The organism is uncultured Kushneria sp. (genome assembly GCF_947497025.1).
In the GTDB taxonomy this organism is placed as follows: Bacteria; Pseudomonadota; Gammaproteobacteria; order Pseudomonadales; family Halomonadaceae; genus Kushneria.
In genome coordinates, this window is the sequence record NZ_CANMFC010000004.1 from 146,716 (window position 1) to 169,315 (window position 22,600).

Annotated in this window: 18 protein-coding genes; 9 read left to right on the plus strand and 9 right to left on the minus strand. The window is 61.4% G+C overall.

Going from position 1 to position 22,600, the window contains the following annotated elements; translation table 11 throughout:
• Window positions 1-73 precede the first annotated feature (73 nt).
• The gene (gene mgtE, locus Q0931_RS09040) at window positions 74-1,426 is read left to right on the plus strand and encodes a magnesium transporter (protein WP_299259473.1); all 1,353 of its coding nucleotides are present in this window, start codon (window positions 74-76) and stop codon (window positions 1,424-1,426) included.
• Window positions 1,427-1,479: 53 nt separating this feature from the next.
• Here the strand turns inward: mgtE and pmbA are convergent, their stop codons facing one another.
• Window positions 1,480-2,817, minus strand: a complete 1,338-nt coding sequence (pmbA, locus tag Q0931_RS09045) for a metalloprotease PmbA (protein ID WP_299259475.1) — start codon at window positions 2,815-2,817, stop codon at window positions 1,480-1,482.
• Window positions 2,818-2,905: 88 nt separating this feature from the next.
• Here pmbA and yjgA point away from each other — a divergent pair, with 88 nt between their 5' ends.
• Entirely contained in the window at window positions 2,906-3,472 is a 567-nt protein-coding gene (gene yjgA, locus Q0931_RS09050) for a ribosome biogenesis factor YjgA (protein WP_299259476.1), read from the plus strand.
• A 21-nt stretch (window positions 3,473-3,493) separates the two neighbouring features.
• On the opposite strand, the gene tldD is transcribed toward yjgA, so the two are convergent.
• The 7 genes from tldD to Q0931_RS09085 form a co-directional block, all read right to left on the minus strand.
• Window positions 3,494-4,957 carry a metalloprotease TldD gene (gene tldD / locus Q0931_RS09055; protein ID WP_299259478.1) on the minus strand — a complete coding sequence of 488 codons (1,464 nt, stop codon included), beginning with the start codon at window positions 4,955-4,957 and terminating at the stop codon, window positions 3,494-3,496.
• Window positions 4,957-8,835: an AsmA-like C-terminal region-containing protein gene (locus Q0931_RS09060; RefSeq protein WP_299259480.1), complete on the minus strand. Its 3,879-nt coding sequence runs from the start codon at window positions 8,833-8,835 to the stop codon at window positions 4,957-4,959. The genes tldD and Q0931_RS09060 overlap by 1 nt, the downstream gene beginning before the upstream one ends.
• Before the next feature lie 2 nt (window positions 8,836-8,837).
• Window positions 8,838-10,298: a ribonuclease G gene (rng, locus tag Q0931_RS09065; RefSeq protein WP_299259482.1), complete on the minus strand. Its 1,461-nt coding sequence runs from the start codon at window positions 10,296-10,298 to the stop codon at window positions 8,838-8,840.
• The gene (locus Q0931_RS09070) at window positions 10,295-10,909 is read right to left on the minus strand and encodes a nucleoside triphosphate pyrophosphatase (protein WP_299259484.1); all 615 of its coding nucleotides are present in this window, start codon (window positions 10,907-10,909) and stop codon (window positions 10,295-10,297) included. Before Q0931_RS09070 ends, rng begins: the two co-directional genes overlap by 4 nt.
• Before the next feature lie 84 nt (window positions 10,910-10,993).
• Window positions 10,994-11,470 carry a rod shape-determining protein MreD gene (mreD, locus tag Q0931_RS09075; protein ID WP_108843865.1) on the minus strand — a complete coding sequence of 159 codons (477 nt, stop codon included), beginning with the start codon at window positions 11,468-11,470 and terminating at the stop codon, window positions 10,994-10,996.
• Entirely contained in the window at window positions 11,467-12,438 is a 972-nt protein-coding gene (gene mreC / locus Q0931_RS09080) for a rod shape-determining protein MreC (protein ID WP_299259489.1), read from the minus strand. Before mreC ends, mreD begins: the two co-directional genes overlap by 4 nt.
• Window positions 12,438-13,475: a rod shape-determining protein gene (locus Q0931_RS09085; protein ID WP_299259491.1), complete on the minus strand. Its 1,038-nt coding sequence runs from the start codon at window positions 13,473-13,475 to the stop codon at window positions 12,438-12,440. Before Q0931_RS09085 ends, mreC begins: the two co-directional genes overlap by 1 nt.
• Before the next feature lie 223 nt (window positions 13,476-13,698).
• Between Q0931_RS09085 and gatC the strand changes: the two genes are divergently transcribed.
• From gatC to gatB, 3 genes are all read left to right on the plus strand, one after another.
• Window positions 13,699-13,986 carry an Asp-tRNA(Asn)/Glu-tRNA(Gln) amidotransferase subunit GatC gene (gene gatC / locus Q0931_RS09090; RefSeq protein WP_299259493.1) on the plus strand — a complete coding sequence of 96 codons (288 nt, stop codon included), beginning with the start codon at window positions 13,699-13,701 and terminating at the stop codon, window positions 13,984-13,986.
• Window positions 13,987-14,073: 87 nt separating this feature from the next.
• On the plus strand, window positions 14,074-15,525 hold the full coding sequence (gene gatA, locus Q0931_RS09095; RefSeq protein ID WP_299259495.1) for an Asp-tRNA(Asn)/Glu-tRNA(Gln) amidotransferase subunit GatA: 1,452 nt from the start codon (window positions 14,074-14,076) through the stop codon (window positions 15,523-15,525).
• Window positions 15,526-15,529: 4 nt separating this feature from the next.
• Window positions 15,530-16,984, plus strand: a complete 1,455-nt coding sequence (gene gatB, locus Q0931_RS09100; RefSeq protein WP_299259497.1) for an Asp-tRNA(Asn)/Glu-tRNA(Gln) amidotransferase subunit GatB — start codon at window positions 15,530-15,532, stop codon at window positions 16,982-16,984.
• 156 nt (window positions 16,985-17,140) lie between these two features.
• Here the strand turns inward: gatB and Q0931_RS09105 are convergent, their stop codons facing one another.
• Window positions 17,141-17,839 carry an SDR family oxidoreductase gene (locus tag Q0931_RS09105; protein WP_299259499.1) on the minus strand — a complete coding sequence of 233 codons (699 nt, stop codon included), beginning with the start codon at window positions 17,837-17,839 and terminating at the stop codon, window positions 17,141-17,143.
• Window positions 17,840-18,135: 296 nt separating this feature from the next.
• On the opposite strand from Q0931_RS09105, the gene Q0931_RS09110 reads away from it, so the two are divergent.
• The 4 genes from Q0931_RS09110 to Q0931_RS09125 are packed head-to-tail and all read left to right on the plus strand — an operon-like array spanning window position 18,136 to window position 22,593.
• Entirely contained in the window at window positions 18,136-19,056 is a 921-nt protein-coding gene (locus Q0931_RS09110) for a polyprenyl synthetase family protein (RefSeq protein ID WP_299259502.1), read from the plus strand.
• Window positions 19,053-20,522: a phytoene desaturase family protein gene (gene crtI / locus Q0931_RS09115; protein ID WP_299259504.1), complete on the plus strand. Its 1,470-nt coding sequence runs from the start codon at window positions 19,053-19,055 to the stop codon at window positions 20,520-20,522. The genes Q0931_RS09110 and crtI overlap by 4 nt, the downstream gene beginning before the upstream one ends.
• Window positions 20,519-21,457 (plus strand): phytoene/squalene synthase family protein, encoded by a 939-nt coding sequence (locus Q0931_RS09120; protein ID WP_299259506.1) that lies wholly within the window; start codon window positions 20,519-20,521, stop codon window positions 21,455-21,457. The genes crtI and Q0931_RS09120 overlap by 4 nt, the downstream gene beginning before the upstream one ends.
• Window positions 21,454-22,593 (plus strand): lycopene cyclase family protein, encoded by a 1,140-nt coding sequence (locus Q0931_RS09125; RefSeq protein ID WP_299259507.1) that lies wholly within the window; start codon window positions 21,454-21,456, stop codon window positions 22,591-22,593. The genes Q0931_RS09120 and Q0931_RS09125 overlap by 4 nt, the downstream gene beginning before the upstream one ends.
• The last annotated feature ends 7 nt before the right edge of the window (window positions 22,594-22,600 follow it).

The window sequence follows — 22,600 nt, forward strand, 5'->3', positions numbered from 1 at the left end:
GCATTCACGAACATTGTTCGACACTTTGCTAGAATACGGCGCTTGAATGGGCTGATACAGGGATGTCGCGACAATGAGCAATGACCATAAAAGGCATCAGCCTCGTCTGGAGCGACTCGAAAACGCCCTGGCACAACGGGAAATGGATCAGGTACGCCGCCTGCTGCGCCGCGGTCTCCCCCCTGCCGACATTGCCCAGCTGCTGGAATCCACACCACCGCGCGAGCGTGACATCCTCTGGGAGCAGGTCGACAGTCACGCCAAGGGCGAGATTCTTCAGTATCTCAATGATGACATCCAGACCGAGTTTCTGACCCGGATGGATGCCTCACAGCTGTTGATGGCCACTCAGCAGCTCGACAACGACGACGCGGCCGACCTGCTTCAACGCCTGCCCCACACCACGCTTGAAGACATCCTGTCGATGATGACGCCCACCCGACGGGCGCGCATCGAGGCGGTACTGTCCTACCCAGAGGATACGGCCGGCGGCCTGATGGATACCAACACCATCACGATTCGCCCCGAGGTCACTCTGGACGTGGTACTGCGCTATCTGCGTCGTCACAGGCGTTTGCCGGAATCCACGGATAATCTGCTGGTCGTGACACGGCATAACGAGCTGATCGGAGTACTGCCCATCAACCGGATTCTGGTGAGTGCCCCCGGCATCAGCGTGCGTGAAATCATGGATACCGACGTGGTCACCCTCACCGCGCTGATGCACGAAGATGAAGTGGCCAGCATCTTCGAGCGCCGGGACCTGATTTCGGCGCCGGTAATCAGCGCCGACAATCGGCTGTTGGGACGCATTACCATCGATGACGTGGTCGATGTCATTCGCGAAAACTCGGCACGCACCATGATGAGCATGGCGGGTCTTGAGGATGAGGAAGACACCTTCGCCCCGGTGCTGCGTACCAGCCGCCGGCGTGCCGTCTGGCTGGGCATCAATCTGATCGCCGCCACCATCGTCTCAATTGCCATCGGCTTTTTCGAGGATACCATCCAGCAGATTGCTGCCCTGGCCGTGCTGATGCCCATTGTTTCCAGCATGGGCGGGATCGCCGGCTCGCAGACCCTGACGGTATTGATTCGAGGGATAGCGCTGGGGCATGTCTCTGGTGCCAATGTGCACTGGCTGGTCGTGCGTGAGCTGATGTCCGGCTCGCTCAACGGCGTGCTCTGGGCCGCGGTCGTGGCCGTCATGGCCGTGGCCCGCTTCCATGACATGACGCTGGGCATCATCATCGCCATGGCCATGGTCATCAACCTGCTGGTGGCCGCACTGGCAGGCACCCTGATCCCGGTCATCCTGAAAAGGCTGTCGATCGACCCGGCGTTATCCGGCGGCGTGCTGTTGACCACCATTACCGATGTGGTGGGCTTTGTGGCCTTCCTTGGGCTGGCCACAGCCATGTACTGACAGGGGTGAAAGACTTTCAGGGCATCACAACACCCTGAAAAATCATGCCTTTTTTATCCAGCGACCATCATGTCATCGATCAGCCAGCTACCGGTATGCAGGCTGCTGCGCCGGTCAATGTCATCGCCCAGCCCCACAAGATTGTGGAACATGTCGCGCAGGTTGCCGGCAATGGTGAACTCCTCCACAGGGGCCACGATCTTTCCCTTCTCGATGAGGAAACCGGCCGCCCCGCGGGAGTAGTCTCCGGTGACCGTATTGACGCCCTGTCCCATCAGTTCGGTCACCATGACGCCACGCTCGATGCTGCCCAGAAGCTCTTTTTCAGGCGTGAGCGGAGCCTGCAGACGCACGTTGCGCGCCCCACCGGCATTGCCGGTGGTGACCAGCCCCAGCCGCCGGGCGCTATAGCTCGAGAGCATCCAGCTGGCCAGCCGCCCGTCCACAATGAAGTCATTGTCACGCGTATAGACGCCGTCATCGTCATAGGCACTGCTGGCCATGGCGCCATACTCGCGCGGGCGTTCGCCAAGGCTCAACCACTCGGGAAACAGGGACTCTCCCATCGCGTCGCACAAAAAGGAGGATTCACGAAAAATGGCCCCTCCGGCGATGGCGTTGAGCAGATGTCCGATCAGCGAGCGTGCCATGTTCGGCGTAAAGATCACCGGCATTCGGCCGGTATCCATCGGCCGGGCACCCAGCCGCGCCATGGCCTGCTCGGCCGCCACGCGTCCTACCGACTCGGGCGTGCGCAGACGCGCGGCATCGCTGCTGACGGTATAGTCGTGATCACGTTGCATCCCGGCGCCATCGCGGGCAATCATCATGCACGACAGGGCGTGATGGCTGGCCCGCGTGGCCCCCATGAAGCCGTGGCTGTTGCCGTAAACGCTGACACCTTCACTGGTCGTGAGCGAGACGCCATCGCTGCTGTCAATGCCCTCAACGGCAAGGCCGCCCCGCTCACAGCGTCTGGCAAGCTCGATCCCGTCATCGGGTTCCAGCGCCCAGGGGTGATGAACGCCCATGTCAGGTATTTCGCGAGCCAGCAGTTCCGGGTCGGCCAGCCCGGCGGCCGGGTCCTCTGCCGTATAGCGGGCAATATCAAGCGCCCGCTGGATGGCGTCCGTCAGCGAGGCCTGTGAGGCGTCGCTGCTGGAGACGCTGGCCCGGCGCCGGCCAAGATAGAGCGTGACACCGATGCCCTGATCACGCGCCATCTCCAGCGTCTCGACGCTGCCCTTTCGTACGTTGATTTCCATGCCCTGCTGGACACTGGCGCCGATTTCACAGGCATCGGCGCCTGCGTTGCGGGCGTACTCCAGTGCCTGCGTTACGGCCGTTTCCAGCGTCGCCTGCTGACCATCAATATCGAGTGTGCTCGCCATGGCGCTCTCCTGTCTGCCCTGGAGGGGGAACGAGCCTGATATACTCGTCCACCTTATTCATTTGTCCTTCGCTCGCCGGAGCCCTTGCATGTCGCCACGAAAAAATTCACGCGCCCCCTCGGTTGATGAGACGTCGTCTGACACCGATCACCAGCATGATGCGTTTCATCATGACAATGGCCGTCCCAACAAGACCCGCCTGAAACAGGAAGCGCAGGAGCTCAAGGAACTGGGCGAACAGATCATCGCCATGTCCGAGACAGAGCGCGCCCGCCTGCCGCTGTCCGATGACCTGCTGGCCGCCATCGATGAAACCCGGCGCATCAACTCGCGTGAAGCGCGACGCCGTCACATGCAGTATGTCGGCAAGATCATGCGCCATGAGTATCTCGACGAGATTCGTGCCGAATTCGATACCATGTCTCGCGAAAAGCGTCAGCGCGAGCTCGGCTTTCATCACCTTGAGCAGTGGCGCGACCGCCTGATCGAAGGCGATAGCGACACCATCACGGCCTTTGTCAACGAATACCCGGATGTGGATCGCCAGGCACTGGGGCAGCTGGTACGCAACGCCCGGGCAGAACGCGCCGCCGAAAAGCCACCGGCCAGTGCCCGCAAGCTCTTCCGCCTGATTCGCGATACTGCCGGGCTTTAGAGCCCGATCTGGTCAGCCGCTTTAACCGGCAGTGCCGCCGACTGTCATGGCATCAAGTTTCAGGGTGGGTTGTCCAACGCCTACCGGCACGGACTGCCCTTCCTTGCCGCAGACCCCGACCCCGGTATCGAGTGCCAGATCATTGCCGATCATCGAGATACGTCCCATGGATTCCGGCCCGTTACCGATCAGCGTGGCGCCACGTACCGGGGTGGTAATCCTGCCCTTTTCGATCAGATAGGCCTCACTGGCCGAGAAAACAAAACGGCCCGAGGTAATATCGACCTGGCCGCCGCCAAAGCTTGCGGCGTAAATGCCATGATCCACCGAGGCAATGATCTCCTCGGGGTCATGCGCGCCTGCCAGCATATAGGTATTGGTCATGCGGGGCATGGGGAGATGCGCGTAGGACTCGCGCCGGCCGTTGCCGGTCGGCGCCATGCCCATCAGGCGCGCATTGAGCCGATCCTGCATATAACCGGTCAGGATACCGTCTTCAATCAGCGGCGTGTACTGCCCGGGCGTGCCTTCATCATCCACGCTCAGCGACCCACGGCCGTCTTCACAGGTAGCATCATCCACCACGGTCACGCCGCGGGCGGCCACCTGTTCTCCAATCCGCCCGCTGAAGGCCGAGCTGCCGCGCCGATTGAAATCGCCTTCGAGTCCATGCCCTACCGCCTCATGCAGCAACACGCCCGGCCAGCCGTTGCCCAGCACCACCGGCAACTGTCCGGCCGGCGCATCGATCGCTTCCAGATTGACCAGCGCCTGACGAACGGCCTCCCTGGCATACTGTTCGGCGACGTCATCACGCACGAACCGCGTCAACGAAAAACGACCGCCACCACCGGCGCTGCCCCGTTCACGACGTCCGTCACGAGCCGCAATGACCGACACGTTAAACCGTACCAGCGGGCGCAGATCCACCGCCTGAGTGCCGTCACTGTTTTGCACCATGACGGCGTCATAGGAGGCGCTCAGCGAAACGCTGACCCGGGCCACTGCCGGGTCCGCTGCGCGCGCCATCCGGTCGGCGTGCTTGAGCATGGCCACCTTGTCGTCGGCACCCAGCGAATCGAGCGGGTTATCACTGTCATAGCGCGGGGCCACCGATACCGGTGCACTGACGGCGACCGGCGGCGTGCGCTGACCGGTACGCACGATCAGTGATGCGGTTCGCGCCGTACTGGCGATGGCCTCACGACTCAACTGATTGGAGTAGGCAAAGCCGGTCTGATCGTGGTGCTGCGCCCGAATGCCCAGCCCGCTGTCGATGCTGTAGCCGGCCTCCTTGACCTCACCGTCTTCCAGTGCCCAGGACTCGCGCCAGCTGCGTTGCAAAAAGATATCGGCAAAATCGATGCCCGGCCCCATGGCCTTTTCAAGCCCTTCATGGAGCGCGGCATCATCGAGCCCGTGTGCTTCAAGCAGTAGAGCACGGGCATCGTTCGATCGAATGTCCGAAAGGGATGGCGTTGTCATCAGCGCGTATGCTCCAGCTTGACCTGTGGCGTCTCCCAGGGACCCGCCACGTGATAATGAACCTGCGACACCCGGTCGAACCAGGGCTCGAACAGCTTGTGTAATAGATAAAGCACACCACCGACCTGAGGGGCGCCCACCAGCACGGCGGCCAGCGGCAGATTCTGCGTTACCGGCACGGTCACACCCAGATGGGCATCCAGCGTACGTGCCGGTATATCGACCTGTCCGGCCACGGAAAAATGGGTGGCAGGGCCGTCAAAGAGAACGGGGTCGACCGTACGTACCACCCCATCATGCAGCGTTGTGCGGGCGTTGACCGACTTGAAGGCAATCCCCGAGCGCGTCACGTCCGAGAAATTGAGCTGAAGTCGTCGCACCAGGTTATCGAGGTTTAAAAGTGACACCAGATTGGCCCAGCGCGACTGAACAAAGGTCAGTCGCCCACTGCCCAGATCGGCATTGATACTGCCATCGACTTTTTCAACGTCGAATTGCCAAGGCGCCCCCGGCCAGGCCAGCTGCGTATTGATCTTGCCACTATCGGTCTGCAGCACGTTGTCGACCCCAAGCGAGGCCATGGTTTTGCCCAGATCGCCGGCCGTGGCTTCAAGGCGCAGACGGCTAAGGCTTGGCAGACTGCCGGACCGTTCCCATACAAGCTTGCCGTTGGCATCCAGACCATTCATGCGAACCTGAAGGGGGGAAATATCGATACGTTGATCATCGGAATGCCAGCGGCCCGAAAGACTGCCAAGAGTGCGCCCATCAAGTCGCACCTGATCAATATCAAACTCGCCATCCCCCAGATTCGCCAGCCCTTCCGGATAGGCCGTCAGCGTCTTGTCAGCGGCCGCGCCCGGACCGGCCGTCTCGCTGCTGCGTTTGGACTCGGTCATCAGCGGGGTAAGATCCAGCCAGTCGATATGCACCATGACCGGCAGGGCAGGGTTATCACGCCAGTCGACCGTGCCGCTCAGAAAGGAGCTGTCCACGCTGGCGTGCCAGTCGTTGCCGCGAACTTCTCCCAGCCCGCTTGCACTGCCAAGGCAGGTAACGCCGAACAAAACACAGTCGGTCTCCACCGAGATGCGCTCAATCGGCGAGATCTTCTGCGACGGCGCATCCGGACGCCGGCGGCGGCTGTTGTCATCGGCCGTGTCGGACAATTGCGAAATGGCCAGTTGCCACGCCACCAGGTCCAGCCGATTCGCGTGCCAGTTGACCTGCCAATGCTCCTGGTCGGGCCAGCCAATATCCTCGGGCGGCATCTGTTCCAGCCAGACCTGCCCCTGATGACTGTTGTGGCGCCAGCGCGCTCGTACCAGATCACCCACTTCAAGCTCGCCGGCACCGCTGCCCACATCAACGTCCAGCGTTAGCGGCAGCGGCGTATCCGGGGATTTCTGAAAGGGTTGAGGCAGCTGTAGTGACAGTCCTTTCAGCGGCGTCTGCACATGAATCTGCGCACCGCCGTCGCCCAGCATGATCTGAGCGGTATAGTCTATGGGGCCGTGAACGATGGGGATAATGTTCTCGAGGCCGAGCCAGCCGGCTACGCCTTCTGCATACCCCTGACCAGAAATATCAATGCCGCCGTCCATCAGGTGCAGTCGTGCCCTTACCGGACCTTCAAAAACCCGCGCATCCAGCGTCCCGGTAATGCTGCTTTGCTGACGCCGGTAGCCATAATGCACATTGCCTTTCACATCGGTGACAGTCAGATCCGACTCTTTCGAATACAGCGTGCCGCTGTCCAGTCGGCCATCGCCGTTGATGGTGACCGCCTCTGGATCAGTGGTCGGCAGGGAGACATTGACCGAGCCAATCAGGCTGCCGCTCGTGCGCCAGGTATTGAGTGTCTCGCTGAGCGACTGATCCTCCAGCGGGGCCTTCTGTAATAGCGACAGTAGATTTCCCGCATCACCGGTCACCAGCGCCGAAAGCGTAAACTGCTGATCGTGAAGCGACGCCTTCGCCCCGCGTGACACCATGCCCATCAGATTGGCATGGGTGATATCGGCATCGAAATTGTTGCCCGCCATTGTGAAACGACCATCGAGTCCGGTGACAGGGGGCCAGCCTTCCTGCCAGGTCATGCTGACATTGCGGGCCTCGACCGACAGTTTGACCTTGTCTTCCTCGGGCGCCTCGGGCCGGTCATCATTGAACACCAGCCGCAGCGCCACATTGCCCTCAGGAAGGTCGGCACGATGAATGCGTTTGTCCAGCCAGACGCGCACCTCGGGATCATCAATGGCCTTGATGGGCAGCCACTCCCTCGGTTTGTCGGTAGAAACACCTTCAAAGGCGACGTTCATGTCAAAGCGCTCCGGCTGGCCCGGCGGCGCTGTCAGGGCAAAGTCACCTTGTGCGTGGGCACCGCGATGCTCAAGCTTTATGTCGCTACCGCCAAAGTAAATCTCGCCATTATCGCCGACATTGAAGGCAAGCCGGCCGCTGACGTTATCGAGCGCCCAGGGCGTTAGAAAGACTTCCGGCAGATTCAGCTCGGTATGGGCTGCGCCAAACTGCAGCTGTGCGCTCAGCCCTTCAGCCGTTAACCAGCCATCGATCGGCCCGAATCCGGGAATCTGCTGCACCGGCTGGCCCGAAACGTCTCGAACTGCCGCCCGGGTTTCAACAGGGCCTCCCGGACTGCGGCGAACCGAAACACCTTCCACGCGCCCCTTGAGCGCCATCCCGGCCAGCATCTGACGGCTTTCATTATCCGGAAGCGGCACGAGATCCGACATGGTCGCCACATCGTCAAGCATAAAAGGCGTGGTCGTGACGCTGAACCCGGAAAAATCATCCGATGCATCAAGCTCGACTGCTTCAGGCAACAGCGTCAACACCCGACCGTCACGCGAAAGCCCCAGCTGTTCGATACCACCGTGCCAGCGCCCGTTTAAGTCATGCTCTAGACCGGCTTCCAGGGTCATATCGTTGAGGGTAAAGGGTGCGCCATGATGACTGCCGGAGAACTCCGCCACATTCAGCGACAGGCGAGCCGACGTCATGTCGCCCTTTTGCCAGCCTGCCCAGAGTGAGGCCTGTCCGCGGGCATGCTCGAAGTCATAATTCGGCCAGAGCCCGCTCCAGAGACCGGCCAAACGCCTTGCCTGCTCGGCATCGGCCCTGAGCTGCAGCTGGCCGTTCAGCGAGGAGACATGATCGAATCGACCCGCCAGGCCAAAGCCCTCATCATCGGCGTCTTCCCAGCGCGCCGAGGCTGCCAGCGTGTGCGAGCCATTTTTGGTGCCGGCAATGGCAAGCCGGTCAATCAAAAGCGAGGGATGCCTGACGGGAGCGCTGTCGATGGACTGATCGCCTGCAGGACGCTCAGGTGCAAGAGCATGAAAGTTGATGCGCCCGCCTTCAAGGTCAGCCGACTGGCGCACCAGTGTCTCGACCCAGGTCGTCAGACGCTCGGGCGTGATATCGACGGCGTCGTCATCGTTATCTTTCGATGAAGGCCCCCATCCCCACTGGCCCGGCGCGGTCTCATAAAGATCGATCGTGGCCTCATGGGCATGAAGGGAGGACAGCGTCAGCGTCTGCCTGGCCAGCAGATCAAGCACATCAAGGTGCGCCTCGAGCGAGCCCAGCGACACCAGTGAGCGCGTCCCCTTGTCACCGTCCAGAGCGAGGTTGTTCAGCGCCACGACCAGCTCGCGCCCCTCCAGCTCGACACGCATGTCCTGCCAGCGCACATGATATTGCGCCGGCAGATCCAGCAGTTCGAGTACCTGCTGCTGCAGGGTCGGCTGATTGAGCACACCCAGTCGCAGAGAGGTGGTTATTACCGCCAGCAACAACAGAACAATCGCCACCAGGGTCAGCAGCCAGCGCATCAGGATTCGCAGCGAAGACATGATCACATCAGTACGATGTCGTACTGCTCCTGACAATAGTGCTGTTCCACCTGAAAGCGGATGGTCTTGCCGATAAAGCTTTCCAGATCCGCCACCGCCGTCGACTCCTCTTCATGCAGTCTGTCTACCACGCTCTGAGCGGCCATGACCAGATAGGTCTCCGGTGAATAGGCTCGCTCCTCACGCATGATTTCGCGAAAGATCTCATAGCAGACGGTCTCCGGTGTCTTGAGGGTGCCGCGCCCCTTGCACACGGGACACGCCTCACAGAGTACGTGCTCCAGACTTTCCCGGGTGCGCTTGCGCGTCATCTGTACCAGTCCCAGCTCGGTCACACCCGAAAGCCGGGTACGGGCATAATCGCGCTCGAGCGCCTTTTCCAGCACCCGCAGCACCTGACGCTGATGGTCACTGTCGAGCATATCGATGAAATCGATAATGATGATGCCCCCCAGATTGCGCAGCCGAAGCTGTCGGGCAATCGCCGTGGCCGCCTCCAGGTTGGTCTTGAAAATGGTCTCTTCAAGATTGCGATGCCCCACAAAGGCGCCGGTATTGACGTCAATGGTGGTCATGGCCTCGGTCTGATCGATGATCAGATACCCGCCGGACTTGAGATCGGCGCGCCGCTCCAGCGCCCTTTGCAGCTCATCCTCGACCGAGAAGAGGTCAAAGAGAGGCCGTTCACCCGGGTAATACTCAATCCGCGATTCCAGCGCCGGCATCAGTTCCCGGGCGAAATCACGCAGGCGGTCATGGTTTTCCCGCGAATCGATCCGAATGCGCTCAATGCCTTCGCGCATGACATCACGAAGGGTGCGGGTCGGTAGTGCCAGGTCCTCATAGAGCACCGCCGGCGCCTTCGTTTCGCGCCGAGCCACTTCAATCTTGCGCCACAGCCTGAGCAGAAACTGCATGTCGGCGGCCAGCGATTGCTCATCGACGCCTTCAGCCGCCGTGCGGATGATAAAGCCACCGACCAGCCCATCGCGGGCGCTGGCCTGAGCATTGACCATGTTACGAAGCCGCTCGCGTTCCATCTCATCCTCGATACGCTGGGAGACGCCGGTATACGCCGCCCCCGGCATGTAGACCAGATAGCGCGAAGGGATGGAAAGCTCGGTGGTCAGCCGAGCCCCCTTGGTCCCCATGGGGTCCTTGATGACCTGAACCACCAGCGCCTGCCCTTCATGCACCAGCGTTCGAATCGGCGCCGCCTCCTGCCCGGGATGACCGGCCGGCATCAGCTCGTGAGCGTGAATAAAAGCGGTACGGCTCTGGCCGATATCGACAAAGGCCGCCTGCATGCCCGGCAGCACCCGTACCACCTTGCCCATGTAAATATTGCTGACGATGCCCCGGCACTGGTCCCGTTCGATCCAGGCCTCCTGCAGCACGCCGTTTTCAACCACGGCCACACGGGTTTCCATGGGCGTCATGTTGATCAGGATTTCACCGCTCACAACGCCCCTCCCCGTTCTGGTTCGTTATCGCCTGACCATGGGGTTACCCCCTGACGGGCAAGCAGCTGCGCCGTTTCACACAGCGGCAAACCGACAATCCCCGACCAGCTCCCCTCGATGCGCGAGACAAACATGGCGCCGCGCCCCTGAAGTGCGTAACCACCGGCCTTGTCGCACCCCTCTCCACTGGCAACATAAGCGTTGATCTCGCTTTCTGCCATCAAGCGAAAATGAACATCACTGATGACACAGGCTTCCAGAAGCCCGGCCGGGCCCGTCACGGCTACGGCGCTGATGACCTGATGCGAGCGTCCCGACAGGCAGCGAAGCCATGCCCGGGCCTGATCATCACTTTCGGGCTTGCCCAGAATCTGCCCATCCAGCGACAGTGCGGTATCGCCGCCCAGTACGGGCAGCAACGTGGAAAGCGCCTGTTGACCGGAAAGTGCCTTTTCACGAGCCAGACGTACGACATAGTCCCGGGCCGGTTCATCAGGATACGGCGTTTCATCCAGGTCTACCGGACAGGCACGCGCTGACACCCCGATGGTCGACAGCAGTTCAAGGCGCCTTGGGGACGCCGAGGCAAGAATCAGATCAGGCGATGACATGCGTATGGAGTATCCGAAAAAGGAGGCTGCAAGGGCGACCTGATTCACCGAACCGCAACGGGTCTGGCAACAGCGAACGGAAAATCAAAAGGAAGCAAAACGTCGACGTACGACCTGCATCAGGGTAAACAGCCAGGGCCATAGTATGCCACCCAGAAGTGCGGCGTAGACAAACTCGAGATGCAACGGGGAACTCAAGAGAATGGCTCGCAGCCACTGCTCGAAAAGCTGCATCAGTGCCAATACGATCGTGACCAGCATGGCCTGTCGCCAGAGCGCATAGATACGCATGCGCTGATAAAGCAGCAGCGTCAAAAAGGCGATGGTGGCATACAACAGCGCATTTTCTCCCAGCGGTGTGCCCTGTAGCAGATCGATCAGCATACCGATCAAAAAGCCATGGAAGACGCCCACGCGATACGGCGTGATGATGCACCAGTAGATCAACACCAGACCGACCCAGTTGGGCCGCCACAACAGCCACTCTTCGGGCAGGGGCATGACCTGCAGGATCAGGGCACACAGAAAGGACAGGGGAATGACCGCCGAGTAGCCTCTCATTGACTCGCCTCCTGACGGGCGGGACGCACCACCTGAAGCGCCGCATCCACGGCATCCTGACTTAACTGGTGGCTTTTGGGCCTGAGCCGGTCATGGGTAAACAGCAATAGAAAATTGCGGCTGCGGTCGAGCTGAGCGATGGGGCGTACTTCCACGCTGACAAAGGGCGTCCCTGCATTGCGCACAATGCGGCTGACGCGTGCCACCGGATAGCCTTCGGGGAAACGGCCGGTCAGTCCCGAGGTCACCAGAAGATCACCTTCACGGATATCGGTATTGTTGGGCACATTATCCAGCGTCAGGCGGTCGTGTTGGCCGGCGCCGCGAGCAATGAAGCGCAGACCGTTGCGATTGATCTGTACGGGCACCGAATGGCTGGCATCGGTAATCAAAAGCACCCGGCTCGAGTAGCGCGATACCGAAATGATCTGACCGACCAGCCCTGCCGAATCCACCACGGGCTGGCCGCTGTACACACCGCTCTGCTGGCCGCGATCGATGATCATCTGCTGCAAAAAGGGGTCGTTGTCGAGCGTTAAAAGTCCTGCCGTCAGCCAGGGAATTTTCTGGCGCGGCGCGGCCTTTAAAAGCTCGCGCAAACGAACATTCTCCTCGGAAAGACTGGCCATTCTCTGGACGCGCTGTGACAGGGTCAGCAGCCGCTCACGAAGCTGGCGATTTTCATTGACCAGCCGGGTCTGATCACTTAGCGCCAGAGACGCCAGACTCAAGCCCCGCGCCGGCAGGCTGACGATCCACTGCACTGGTGCGACAACGGTTGAAAACTGGGCACGCACGTCTTCCATCCAGCTCATGCGCTGGTCGGCAAACATCAGAAAAGACGCCAGAATGACGCACAGGATCATTCGATAACCGGGAATGGGACCGTGCGAAAAAAGCGGTTTGATAGGCCTTCCTCCCGCGAACCGTCTGCAGCCGACGCAAGGCGCGTCGGCTGCCGCTGCCATCAGTCGGTAGACAGCAGTTCGAAGGTGTGCTGATCGATCATTTCAAGTGCCTTGCCGCCCCCGCGGGCCACACAGGTCAGCGGGTCCTCGGCGATGATGACCGGCAGGCCGGTCTCTTCGGCAATCAGCTTGTCGATATCGCGCAGAAGACCGCCACCACCGGTAATGACCAGACCACGATCGGCGATATCGGAGGCCAGCTCGGGGGGCGACTGTTCCAGCGCACTTTTGACCACGGCCACGATCGAGGAAAGCGGTTCCTGCAGGGCGTCCAGAATCTCGTTGGAGTTGAGGGTAAAGCTGCGCGGTACGCCTTCGGCGAGATTACGCCCACGAACATCGATTTCGCGCAGCTCACCGCCAGGCCAGGCACAGCCGATCTCTTCCTTGATGCGCTCGGCCGTGGCCTCACCGATCAGGCTGCCGTAATGGCGGCGCACATAAGCCGTGATGGCCTCATCAAACCGATCACCGCCCACACGCACGGATTCGGAGTAGACCACGCCGGATAGCGAAATAATGGCGATCTCGGTGGTACCGCCACCGATATCGACCACCATCGAACCAGTCGCTTCCTCGACCGGCAGGCCGGCCCCGATGGCAGCCGCCATCGGCTCCTCGATCAAAAAGACTTCACGAGCGCCCGCCCCTTCAGCGGATTCCTTGATGGCGCGGCGCTCGACCTGCGTTGACATGCAGGGAACGCACACCAGCACACGAGGGCTTGGCGTCAAAAAGGTGCTTTGATGCACCTTTCGAATAAAATACTGCAGCATCTGTTCTGTAACGGTGAAGTCGGCAATCACGCCGTCCTTCATCGGGCGAATGGCCGTGATATTGCCGGGCGTACGCCCCAGCATCCGTTTGGCATCAAGGCCAACAGCGGCCACGGTTCTCATGCTGCCGGACTGGCGAATGGCCACGACCGAGGGTTCATCAAGCACGATACCGCGACCACGTACATAAATCAGAGTATTGGCCGTTCCCAGATCGATCGACAGATCACTGGAAAACAACCCCCGTAAACGTTTAAACATGAAAGTCTTTCACCTGGGCCAGACCGGAACTTGTGCGGATGCAAACGGTATCATCGCCGTCATGATGCGGCAAGCAGCCCGCCTGCCATGCCGTCGCTGCTTATGATACCTTCTTCCCACAATGTGGCCCCCCTTCTTTTTGTTGGTTTTATGCAGCCCGATCAGAAGTCGGACATCCACGCTTTTGCAATTTAACCCTGCATTGTTCAAAGGTAGAACCGCCATGGCTATTGAACACGCCAATGTTCTGCGCGCAGCGCATCTGGCCCGTCTGGGCGTGAGTGATGCCCAGGCGGAACGTTATGTCGATGATCTGTCTCGCATTCTCGAGATGGTAGACCGGCTTTCCGAGATCGATACCGAGGGCGTGGCACCGCTGTCCCACCCGCTGGATGCCACCCAGCCCCTGCGTGCCGATGAAGCGATCGAAACCGACCGCCGCGACACCTTTCAAGGCATTGCCCCTGCTACGGCAGACGGCCTTTATCTGGTGCCGCGTGTGGTCGAGTGATCGACCTCACATCGCCTGACCGGCTCGAGATGCGACAGATCAGAGACACTGCCCCGACAAGGGACAGCCAAGGAGTAACAAGCCCCCATGCATGACAAGACACTTGCCGAACTGGCCCGCGGCCTGGCTGCCGGTGACTTTTCCAGTCGTGAACTGACGACTTCGCTGCTTGAGCGCATCAAGCGCCTTGATCCGGTGCTGAACAGCTTTATCACCGTCACCGACGAGCAGGCTCTCAAGGAAGCCGATGCGGCCGATGCCCTGCGCCACAAGGGCGAGGCCGGCATCCTCAGCGGATTGCCGCTGGCCTACAAGGATATTTTCTGCACCGAGGGTGTGCGCACCAGCGCCGGCTCGAAGATGCTGGACAACTTCATTGCCCCCTACAATGCCACCGTAGTGGAAAAGCTCAAACACGCCGGCACGGTCAGCCTTGGCAAGACCAACATGGACGAGTTCGCCATGGGCTCTTCCAACGAAAACAGCTGGTACGGCCCGGTCAAAAACCCCTGGAACCCGACGCTGGTGCCCGGCGGCTCCTCGGGCGGCAGTGCCGCTGCCGTCGCGGCAGGTTTCGTTCCGGCGGCGCTGGGCACCGATACCGGTGGCTCGATCCGCCAGCCGGCCGCGTTTTGCGGCATTACCGGTCTCAAGCCGACCTATGGGCGCGTGTCGCGCTACGGCATGATTGCCTATGCCTCGAGTCTTGACCAGGCCGGCCCCATGGCGCGCACGGCCGAAGACTGCGCGATGCTGATGAACGCCATGGCCGGTCATGACACGCGTGACTCCACCAGCGTGTCGCGCAATGTGCCCGACTATACCCAGGGGCTGGACAAGCCGCTCAACGGACTCAAGATCGGCCTGCCGGTCGAGTACTTCGGCGAGGGTCTGGCCCCCGAGGTCGAGACCGCGGTGCGTGAGGCGGTCCGGGTGTATGAATCCCTGGGTGCACAGGTCATCGAGGTCAGCCTGCCGCATACCAGCATGGCCATTCCGGCCTACTACGTTATCGCTCCGGCAGAGGCCTCTTCCAATCTGTCGCGTTACGACGGCGTGCGCTTTGGTCATCGCTGCGATGATCCGGCCGATCTCGAGGATCTCTACAAGCGCACTCGCGCCGAGGGCTTTGGCGATGAGGTCAAGCGCCGCATCCTGATCGGTACGCATACCCTCTCCGAGGGCTTTTTTGATGCCTACTATCGCAAGGCGCAGCAGGTACGCCGCCTGATCCGTCAGGATTTCCTTGACGCCTTTGCCCGCGTGGATGTCCTCATGGGTCCGGCCGCGCCGACCACCGCGTTTGAGCTGGGCGCCAAGGCCGACCCGGTGCAGATGTATCTGCAGGATATCTACACCATCGCCATCAACCTGGCCGGCATCCCCGGTATCAGCGTACCGGCCGGTCTGGTCGACAATCGCCCGGTCGGCCTTCAGATTCTGGGGCCGCATTTCGGTGAGGCTCACCTTCTTAACGTGGCGCATGTCTATCAGCAGGCCACGGACTGGCATCAGCGCCGGCCCGAGATCAAGGAGTAACAACATGCAGTGGGAAGTCGTGATCGGGCTTGAAGTCCACGTGCAGCTTTCGACCTGCTCGAAAATCTTTTCCGGTGCCTCGACCGCCTTCGGCGCCGAGCCCAACACCCAGGCCTGCGGCATCGACCTGGGGCTGCCGGGCACGCTGCCGGTACTCAATGAAAACGCCGTGGCCATGGCCGTACGCTTTGGCCTGGCCATCAATGCCGAGATCCCGGAGTACTCGGTATTCGAGCGCAAGAACTATTTCTATCCGGATTTGCCCAAGGGCTATCAGACCAGCCAGATGGCGCATCCGGTGGTCGGACGCGGCGAAGTCGACATCACCCTGGGCGACGGCACGGTCAAGACCGTGCGCATACATCATGCCCACATGGAAGAGGATGCCGGCAAGTCGCTGCACGAAGACTACAGCGGCATGACCGGCATTGACCTCAACCGCGCCGGCACGCCGCTACTGGAGATCGTCTCCGAGCCCGACATGCACAGCGCGGAGGAAGCGTCCGCCTATATCCGCGCCATTCACGCCATCGTGACCTATCTGGGCATTTCCGATGGCAACATGGCCGAAGGCTCGATGCGCTGCGACGTCAACGTGTCGCTGCGCCCGAAGGGACAGGAGAAGCTGGGCACCCGCGCCGAGATCAAGAACGTCAACTCCTTCCGCTTTGTCGAGCGCGCCATTGCGTTCGAGATCGAGCGTCAGCGCGAGATTCTCGAGGACGGCGGCGTCGTGATTCAGGAAACGCGTCTCTATAATCCGGATCTGGATGAAACCCGCTCGATGCGGACCAAGGAGGAAGCCAACGACTACCGTTACTTCCCCTGCCCCGACCTGCTACCCCTGATGCTCGATGAGGCCTATATCGAACATCAGCGTTCGCTGCTGCCGGAGCTGCCGAGCGAAAAGCGTCAACGCTTTGTCGAATCGCTCGGGCTTTCGACCTACGATGCAGACGTGCTCACCGGCTCGCGAGCGCTGGCCGAATATTTCGAAGCCGTTCAGCAGCACTGCAGCGATGCCAAACTGGCCGCCAACTGGGTCCAGGGCGATCTGCTGGGTCGACTCAACCGTGACGGTCTGGATATTACAGAAAGCCCGGTCAGCGCCGAGCAGCTCGGCGGACTGCTGGTCCGTCTGGTGGATGACACCATCAACGGCAAGGGGGCCAAGCAGGTCTTTGCCGATCTGTGGGAGCGCAAGGTCGAGACGGCCGACGAGATCATCGACGCCCGCGGTCTCAAGCAGGTCACCGATACCGGTGCCATCGAATCCCTGTGTGATCAGGTGATTGCCGACAATCCGGTACAGGTCACCCAGTACCGCGAAGCGAGCGAAGACAAGCGCGGCAAGATGATCGGCTTTTTTGTCGGCCAGGTCATGAAGGCCTCCCGCGGCACGGCCAACCCGCCGCAGGTCAACGCCATGCTCAAGGAAAAGCTCGACGCCCTGCTGTAACCCCGGGATGTCAGCGGCTACTGGATGTCAGTACAAAAGGGGCGCCTGCTGGCGCCCCCTTTTTTTGTGGGCCCTTTTTCATGCCTTGGTTCACTTCATGCGCCCTGTTTTGCGGGGCTTTTGCCACCTCTTCCCCGGTGTACCCGGACAAGGGGATCACTCCTCGATGGGTGGTGTCGGCAGAATGCACATGTCATGCACTTCCACACTTTTGGGCTGGGTCAGGGCAAAGATGACCGAGCGGGCAATATCGTCCGGCGTCAGGGCATTCTCCTGGGGCTCATCAAAAAAGGGCGTATCCACCATGCCCGGCTCGATCAGCGTGACCCGCATGCCGCTGCCCTTCACCTCTTCGCGCAGGTTGTAGGCCATGGCCTGCACGGCACTTTTGGTCGCGCCATAGAAGGAGCCCGGCATGACCCGACGCCCGGCTACGGAGCCTGTGATCAGGACATGGCCACGGCTTTTCTTGAGCTCCGCCATGGCTGCACGGACTGTCAGCGCCGGCCCCAGCACGTTGGTCAAAAGCACTTCACGCCACTCTTCCGGGTCGCTGCCGCTGTAGCCTCGCCCTTCAAGACCACGGCCGGCATTGGCAAAGACGGCGTCCAGAGCCCCGAAATGCTCGACCACCGAGGCCACCAACTGTTCCTGCGCCTCCCAGGACTGCACATTGCAGGTAAATGCCGCCGCTTGTACGCCGTATTCCTGCTCAAGCGTTTCGGCCAGCGTTTCAAGACGTTTGGTACTGCGCGCGGCCAGGGCCACGTTATAGCCGGCCTGTGCGGCGTGGCGAGCACTGGCTTCACCAATTCCGGTCGAGGCACCTGTAATCAAAAGCGTAGGGTTGGGCATGCTGCCTCCTGTGCAACCGGGTCAACGTGACCCGGAGATCATTCATGTGCACTGAGCCTGGCAAGTCGATTCCGCCTGCGCCACCCGAACGCACGATGATGGCCGCTCGCCGCAAACTGAAGGCGGCCCATCTACCATGGACAGCGACCATGACAGCCACGGTGCTTTTCAGCTATCCTGGAGTAACCCTTTTTATTGCTCTGAATCAATCAATGACCTGACACTCACCTTTGAACCGTCAGGTGACCACAACAATGGATGTCGCTCGCAATCGCGCGTCAGACAAGGAGAAATTCATGACCGGCCTGACGTCTCCGATCGTCGAACGCCGCTGTGTAGAGAACGACCCGCACGCGTCTCTCAACGGCGACATTCATGCCACCCTGGCCCGGGCCCTCAAAAATGAGGGCCGGCAGGGCATGATTCGTGATGCCATCAACCACCACCTTGCCGCGGCCGGCGGTTACCTGCGCGCCCGGCTCGGCTACCACACCGGCCGGGCGCTGGGTCTGGCTCATGAGCCCGCGCTGACCTGTGGCTGCATCAGCGAGCTGTTGCACAACGCCTCGCTCATCCACGATGACGTGCTCGATCATGACAGCATACGCCGCGGCCAGAAAAGCGTCTGGCGCGTCTGGAACGAGGGCGTGGCGATCTGTCTGGGGGATCTGTTCATTTCGGCCGCCTATGGCCTGCTGAGCGACCTTGAGACACATGCCTCACGCCTGCCCGCCCTGCTGTCCTGCGTGCACCATCATGTGCAAACCACCATTTATGGTCAGGCCGAGTGCTTCAGTCTGGCGATGGTCCCCGAGCCCGACTTCGAGCAGTGCAGTCAGGCCGCCTGCGGCAAGTCCGGACCGCTGTTTGCGCTCGCGCTTGAGGCGCCACTGCTGCTGACCAGCCATGATGACGCGCTCGACAATGCCCGGCAGGCGGCACTGACGTTTGCCACGATCTACCAGCTTATCGATGATATCGAGGATTTTGACAACGACATGACCGATCAACAGCAAGGGGCCTGTAACATGCTTCACGCACTGGGCAACCGTGGGGATGTCACACCCATGGCCTCGGCGCTGGATTACGGTCGACGCCATTTGAGCCGGTCCCGCCATCTCGCGGGCACTCTGCCCGACGGCAGTGGCCAGGCTTTGATTGAAGAAGTCCATCGACTCGAGGAGAAGCTGATGAGTGTGACGGGTGAGCGTTCATGAGCCGTGCTCTGGTCATCGGTGGCGGCTTTGGCGGCATGGCCGCCGCCCTGCGCGCCCGTAAGAAAGGCTACGAGGTCACGCTGATCGAGCGCTGTGCGTCACTGGGCGGACGGGCCCAGGTTTTTACCGATCAGGGCTTTCGCTTTGACGCCGGCCCCACGGTCATCACCGCGCCCTTTCTGTTCGAGGAGCTGTTCGAACTGTTCGGCAAGCGTCTGGAAGACTATGTCGAGATGGTCGCCCTCGACATCTGGTATCAGTTTTATTTCCAGGACGGCCGCACCTTTGACTACGGCACCGACATGTCGGCGACGCTGGCCAGCATCCGCGGCTTCAACGAGCGCGATGTTCAGGGCTATCAGAATCTTCTGAAAACCTCGAAGGAGATCTTCGAGATCGGCTTTGAACAGCTTGCCGACCGCCCCTTTCACCAGTTCTCCACCATGGCCGCGCAGATTCCGGCGCTTTTACGGCTGAAAAGCTATCGCTCGGTATGGCAGATGGTCTGCGCCCATATCGAGGACGACAGCCTGCGTCAGGCCTTCTCGATTCCGCCACTGCTGGTGGGGGGCAATCCCTTTCGTACCACCAGCATCTACGGTCTGATTCCCTGGCTTGAGCGCAAGTGGGGCGTGCACTTCCCGATGGGCGGCACCGGCGCGCTGGTGGCGGCACTGGAAAAGCTGATGCGCGATGTCGGCATCACCATCGAGACCGGCACCACCGTCAAACGCATTTTGAGCGAGCATGGGCGTGCCAACGGCGTGGAACTTGAAAGCAGTGAGAAGCTGCCGGCCAGCGTGGTCATCAGCAACGCCGACGCCGCGCATCTGTACACCCACATGGTGGACCAGGTCTCGACCAGCGCGAAACTCAAGCTGGCCGGCGCCAAATATTCGATGGGCCTGTTCGTGCTCTATGTCGGCACCAACCGGCAGTTCCCCCAGGCCGAACACCACACCATCTGGATGGGCCAGCGCTATCGCGAACTGCTGGAAGACATCTTCGAGCACCGCGTGCTGGCCAATGACTTCTCGCTCTACGCCCATCGCCCGACCGCGACCGACCCTTCCTTTGCCCCGCCCGGCTGTGATTCCTTCTACATTCTCGCTCCGGTACCAAACCTGCAGGGCGACGTGGACTGGTCACGCGAGGGCGACAAGCTCGGCGATGCCATCATCGAGGCGCTCGATCGCACCACGCTGCCGGGCTTTCGCGAATCGATCGTCACCCGTTTTCACATGACACCGGCGGATTTCAGCGAGCGCTATCTGTCGATGCATGGCACCGGCTTCTCGATTGCGCCCATTTTCCGCCAGTCGGCGTGGTTTCGCTTCCACAACAAGAGCGAAGTGCTGGAGAACCTCTATCTCACCGGTGCCGGCACGCATCCGGGGGCGGGCCTACCGGGCGTGCTGTCCAGCGCCAGAGTGGTTGATCACCTGCTGCCGGACGCCGACGCATGACGCAGGCCACCCCGCACGCCAGTGCCGAAGCCATTCTGGCCAGACACGGCAAGTCGTTTCGCTTTGCCAGCTACTTCATGGAGCGTCGTGATGCCCACGACGCCGCGCTGTTATACATGGTCTGTCGCGAGCTCGATGATCTGGCCGATCAGGAGATGCCCACCGAGGCCGAGAACGAAAGCGCCCATCAGCGCCTGATGACCATCCGTGGGGAACTGCTGGCCGGCGCCGGCAGTGACCCGCTCACCCGGGTGCTGATCGACCTGCAGATGCGGCGCGAGCTGGATACCCGCGCCGCCGTGGCACTGATCGACGCCCTGATCGGTGATGTGACGCGTCCGGCCCTGATTCAGGATGAGCGTGAGCTGATGCGCTACTGCTACGGCGTGGCCGGGGCCGTCGGCGTGTTGATGTGCCCGGTGGTGGGCGCCGATGACAGTGCCATCCCCCACGGCATTGATCTGGGTCTGGCCATGCAGATGACCAACATCGCCCGCGATGTGCGAGAAGACGCCGACATGGGGCGTCGCTACCTGCCGGCCGAATGGATCGATCAGTTAACGCCCGAGGATATCGCCCGCGCCGACGTTGATCAGCGCGAACGGATCGCTCACGCCATCGACCGGCTATTGACCCGGGCCGAGGCCTACTACGCCAGTGCCGCCGATGGTTTTGACCGCATCCCCGGCAAGAACCGACGTGCCATTGCCGTCGCCGCCGATGTCTATCGCGCCATTGGCTTTCGCCTGCGCGGCGAGCGGCTTGCCTGGTGGCGGGGCCGCGTGCATGTCCCGCTGACCGGCAAGGTGTGGCTGGCCACGCGCCGTCTGAGCGGCCGGGGCGCCATTGCGGGCAGCGGGCTTGATCACCATGACGGCGAACTTCATCGCCATATCGCCGACCTGCCCGGCGCCCACGGGTTTGATCACGCATGAACAGGGCCAGGCCGTTTGATCTCGTGATTCTCGGCGGCGGCTGCGCCGGGCTGAGTCTTGCCTATCGACTGGCACAGCATGACAATGCGCCGCGCACGCTGATCATCGACCCGCGCGTTGAGTACACCAATGACCGTACCTGGTGCGGCTGGCCGGTCACGGCTCATCCCTTTCAGGACGATGTGCGTGCCCGCTGGCATGCCTTGACGCTGCACACCGATCAGGCCAGCACCACCATTGAAAGCCGGCGCTACCCCTATGAAATGCTCGAAGCCGAGCGCTTTTACACCCGCACGCTGACCGCCATTGATGACCACCCGTCCATGGCAAGGGTTCAGGCGCGCGCGGCCGACGTTGAGGATCGCGAGGATGGCGTGACCGTGGCACTGGACAACGGCGAGACGGTTCAGGCCCGCTTCGGAGTGGATACCCGCCCGCAGCCGAAGCCGCTGACCTCGCCCTGGCTGTGGCAGGACTTTGCCGGCATCAATGTGCAGGCAGACGAGATGCCTCAGCACGCCGAGCTGATGGATTTTCGCGTGGGCGATAACCCGCAGGCCGGTATCGATTTTCTCTATGTGCTGCCCTACGCGCCGAATCAGGCGCTGTTCGAGTGGACGCGCTTTGGCCGCCCGCCCACCAGCCCGACCACGCTTGAGCGCGCACTGGAAGAGTATCTGGACACGCGTTTTGGCGCGGGAACCTGGCAAGCCCTGCGGCGTGAGACCGGCACCCTGCCCATGGCCCCGCCGACGCGCACCAATGGCCGATCGATGGTCGTGACCGGTGCCTATGGCGGCAGCATGCGCGCCGCCACCGGCTACGCCTTTCACGCCATTCAGCGCTGGGCCGATGAGTGCGCCGAGGCACTGCTCAAGGGCCAGCCGCCGGTAGGCGCCTCTACCGGTCGGATACTCCCGCATCTGGATCGCATCTTCATGAGTACGCTGGCACGCCATCCCGAACGCGCCCCCGAGTTCTACCGCCTGCTGTTTGACAAGGCCCCCACCGACAGCCTGATCCGCTTTTTAAGTGGCGTGCCCAGTGTGAGCGATACACTTTCAGTGATGAATGCCCTGCCCTGGGCGCCGCTGATCGAGAGCACACTGCGCTGCGTCCTGCCTGGCCGGGCATGATTCATCC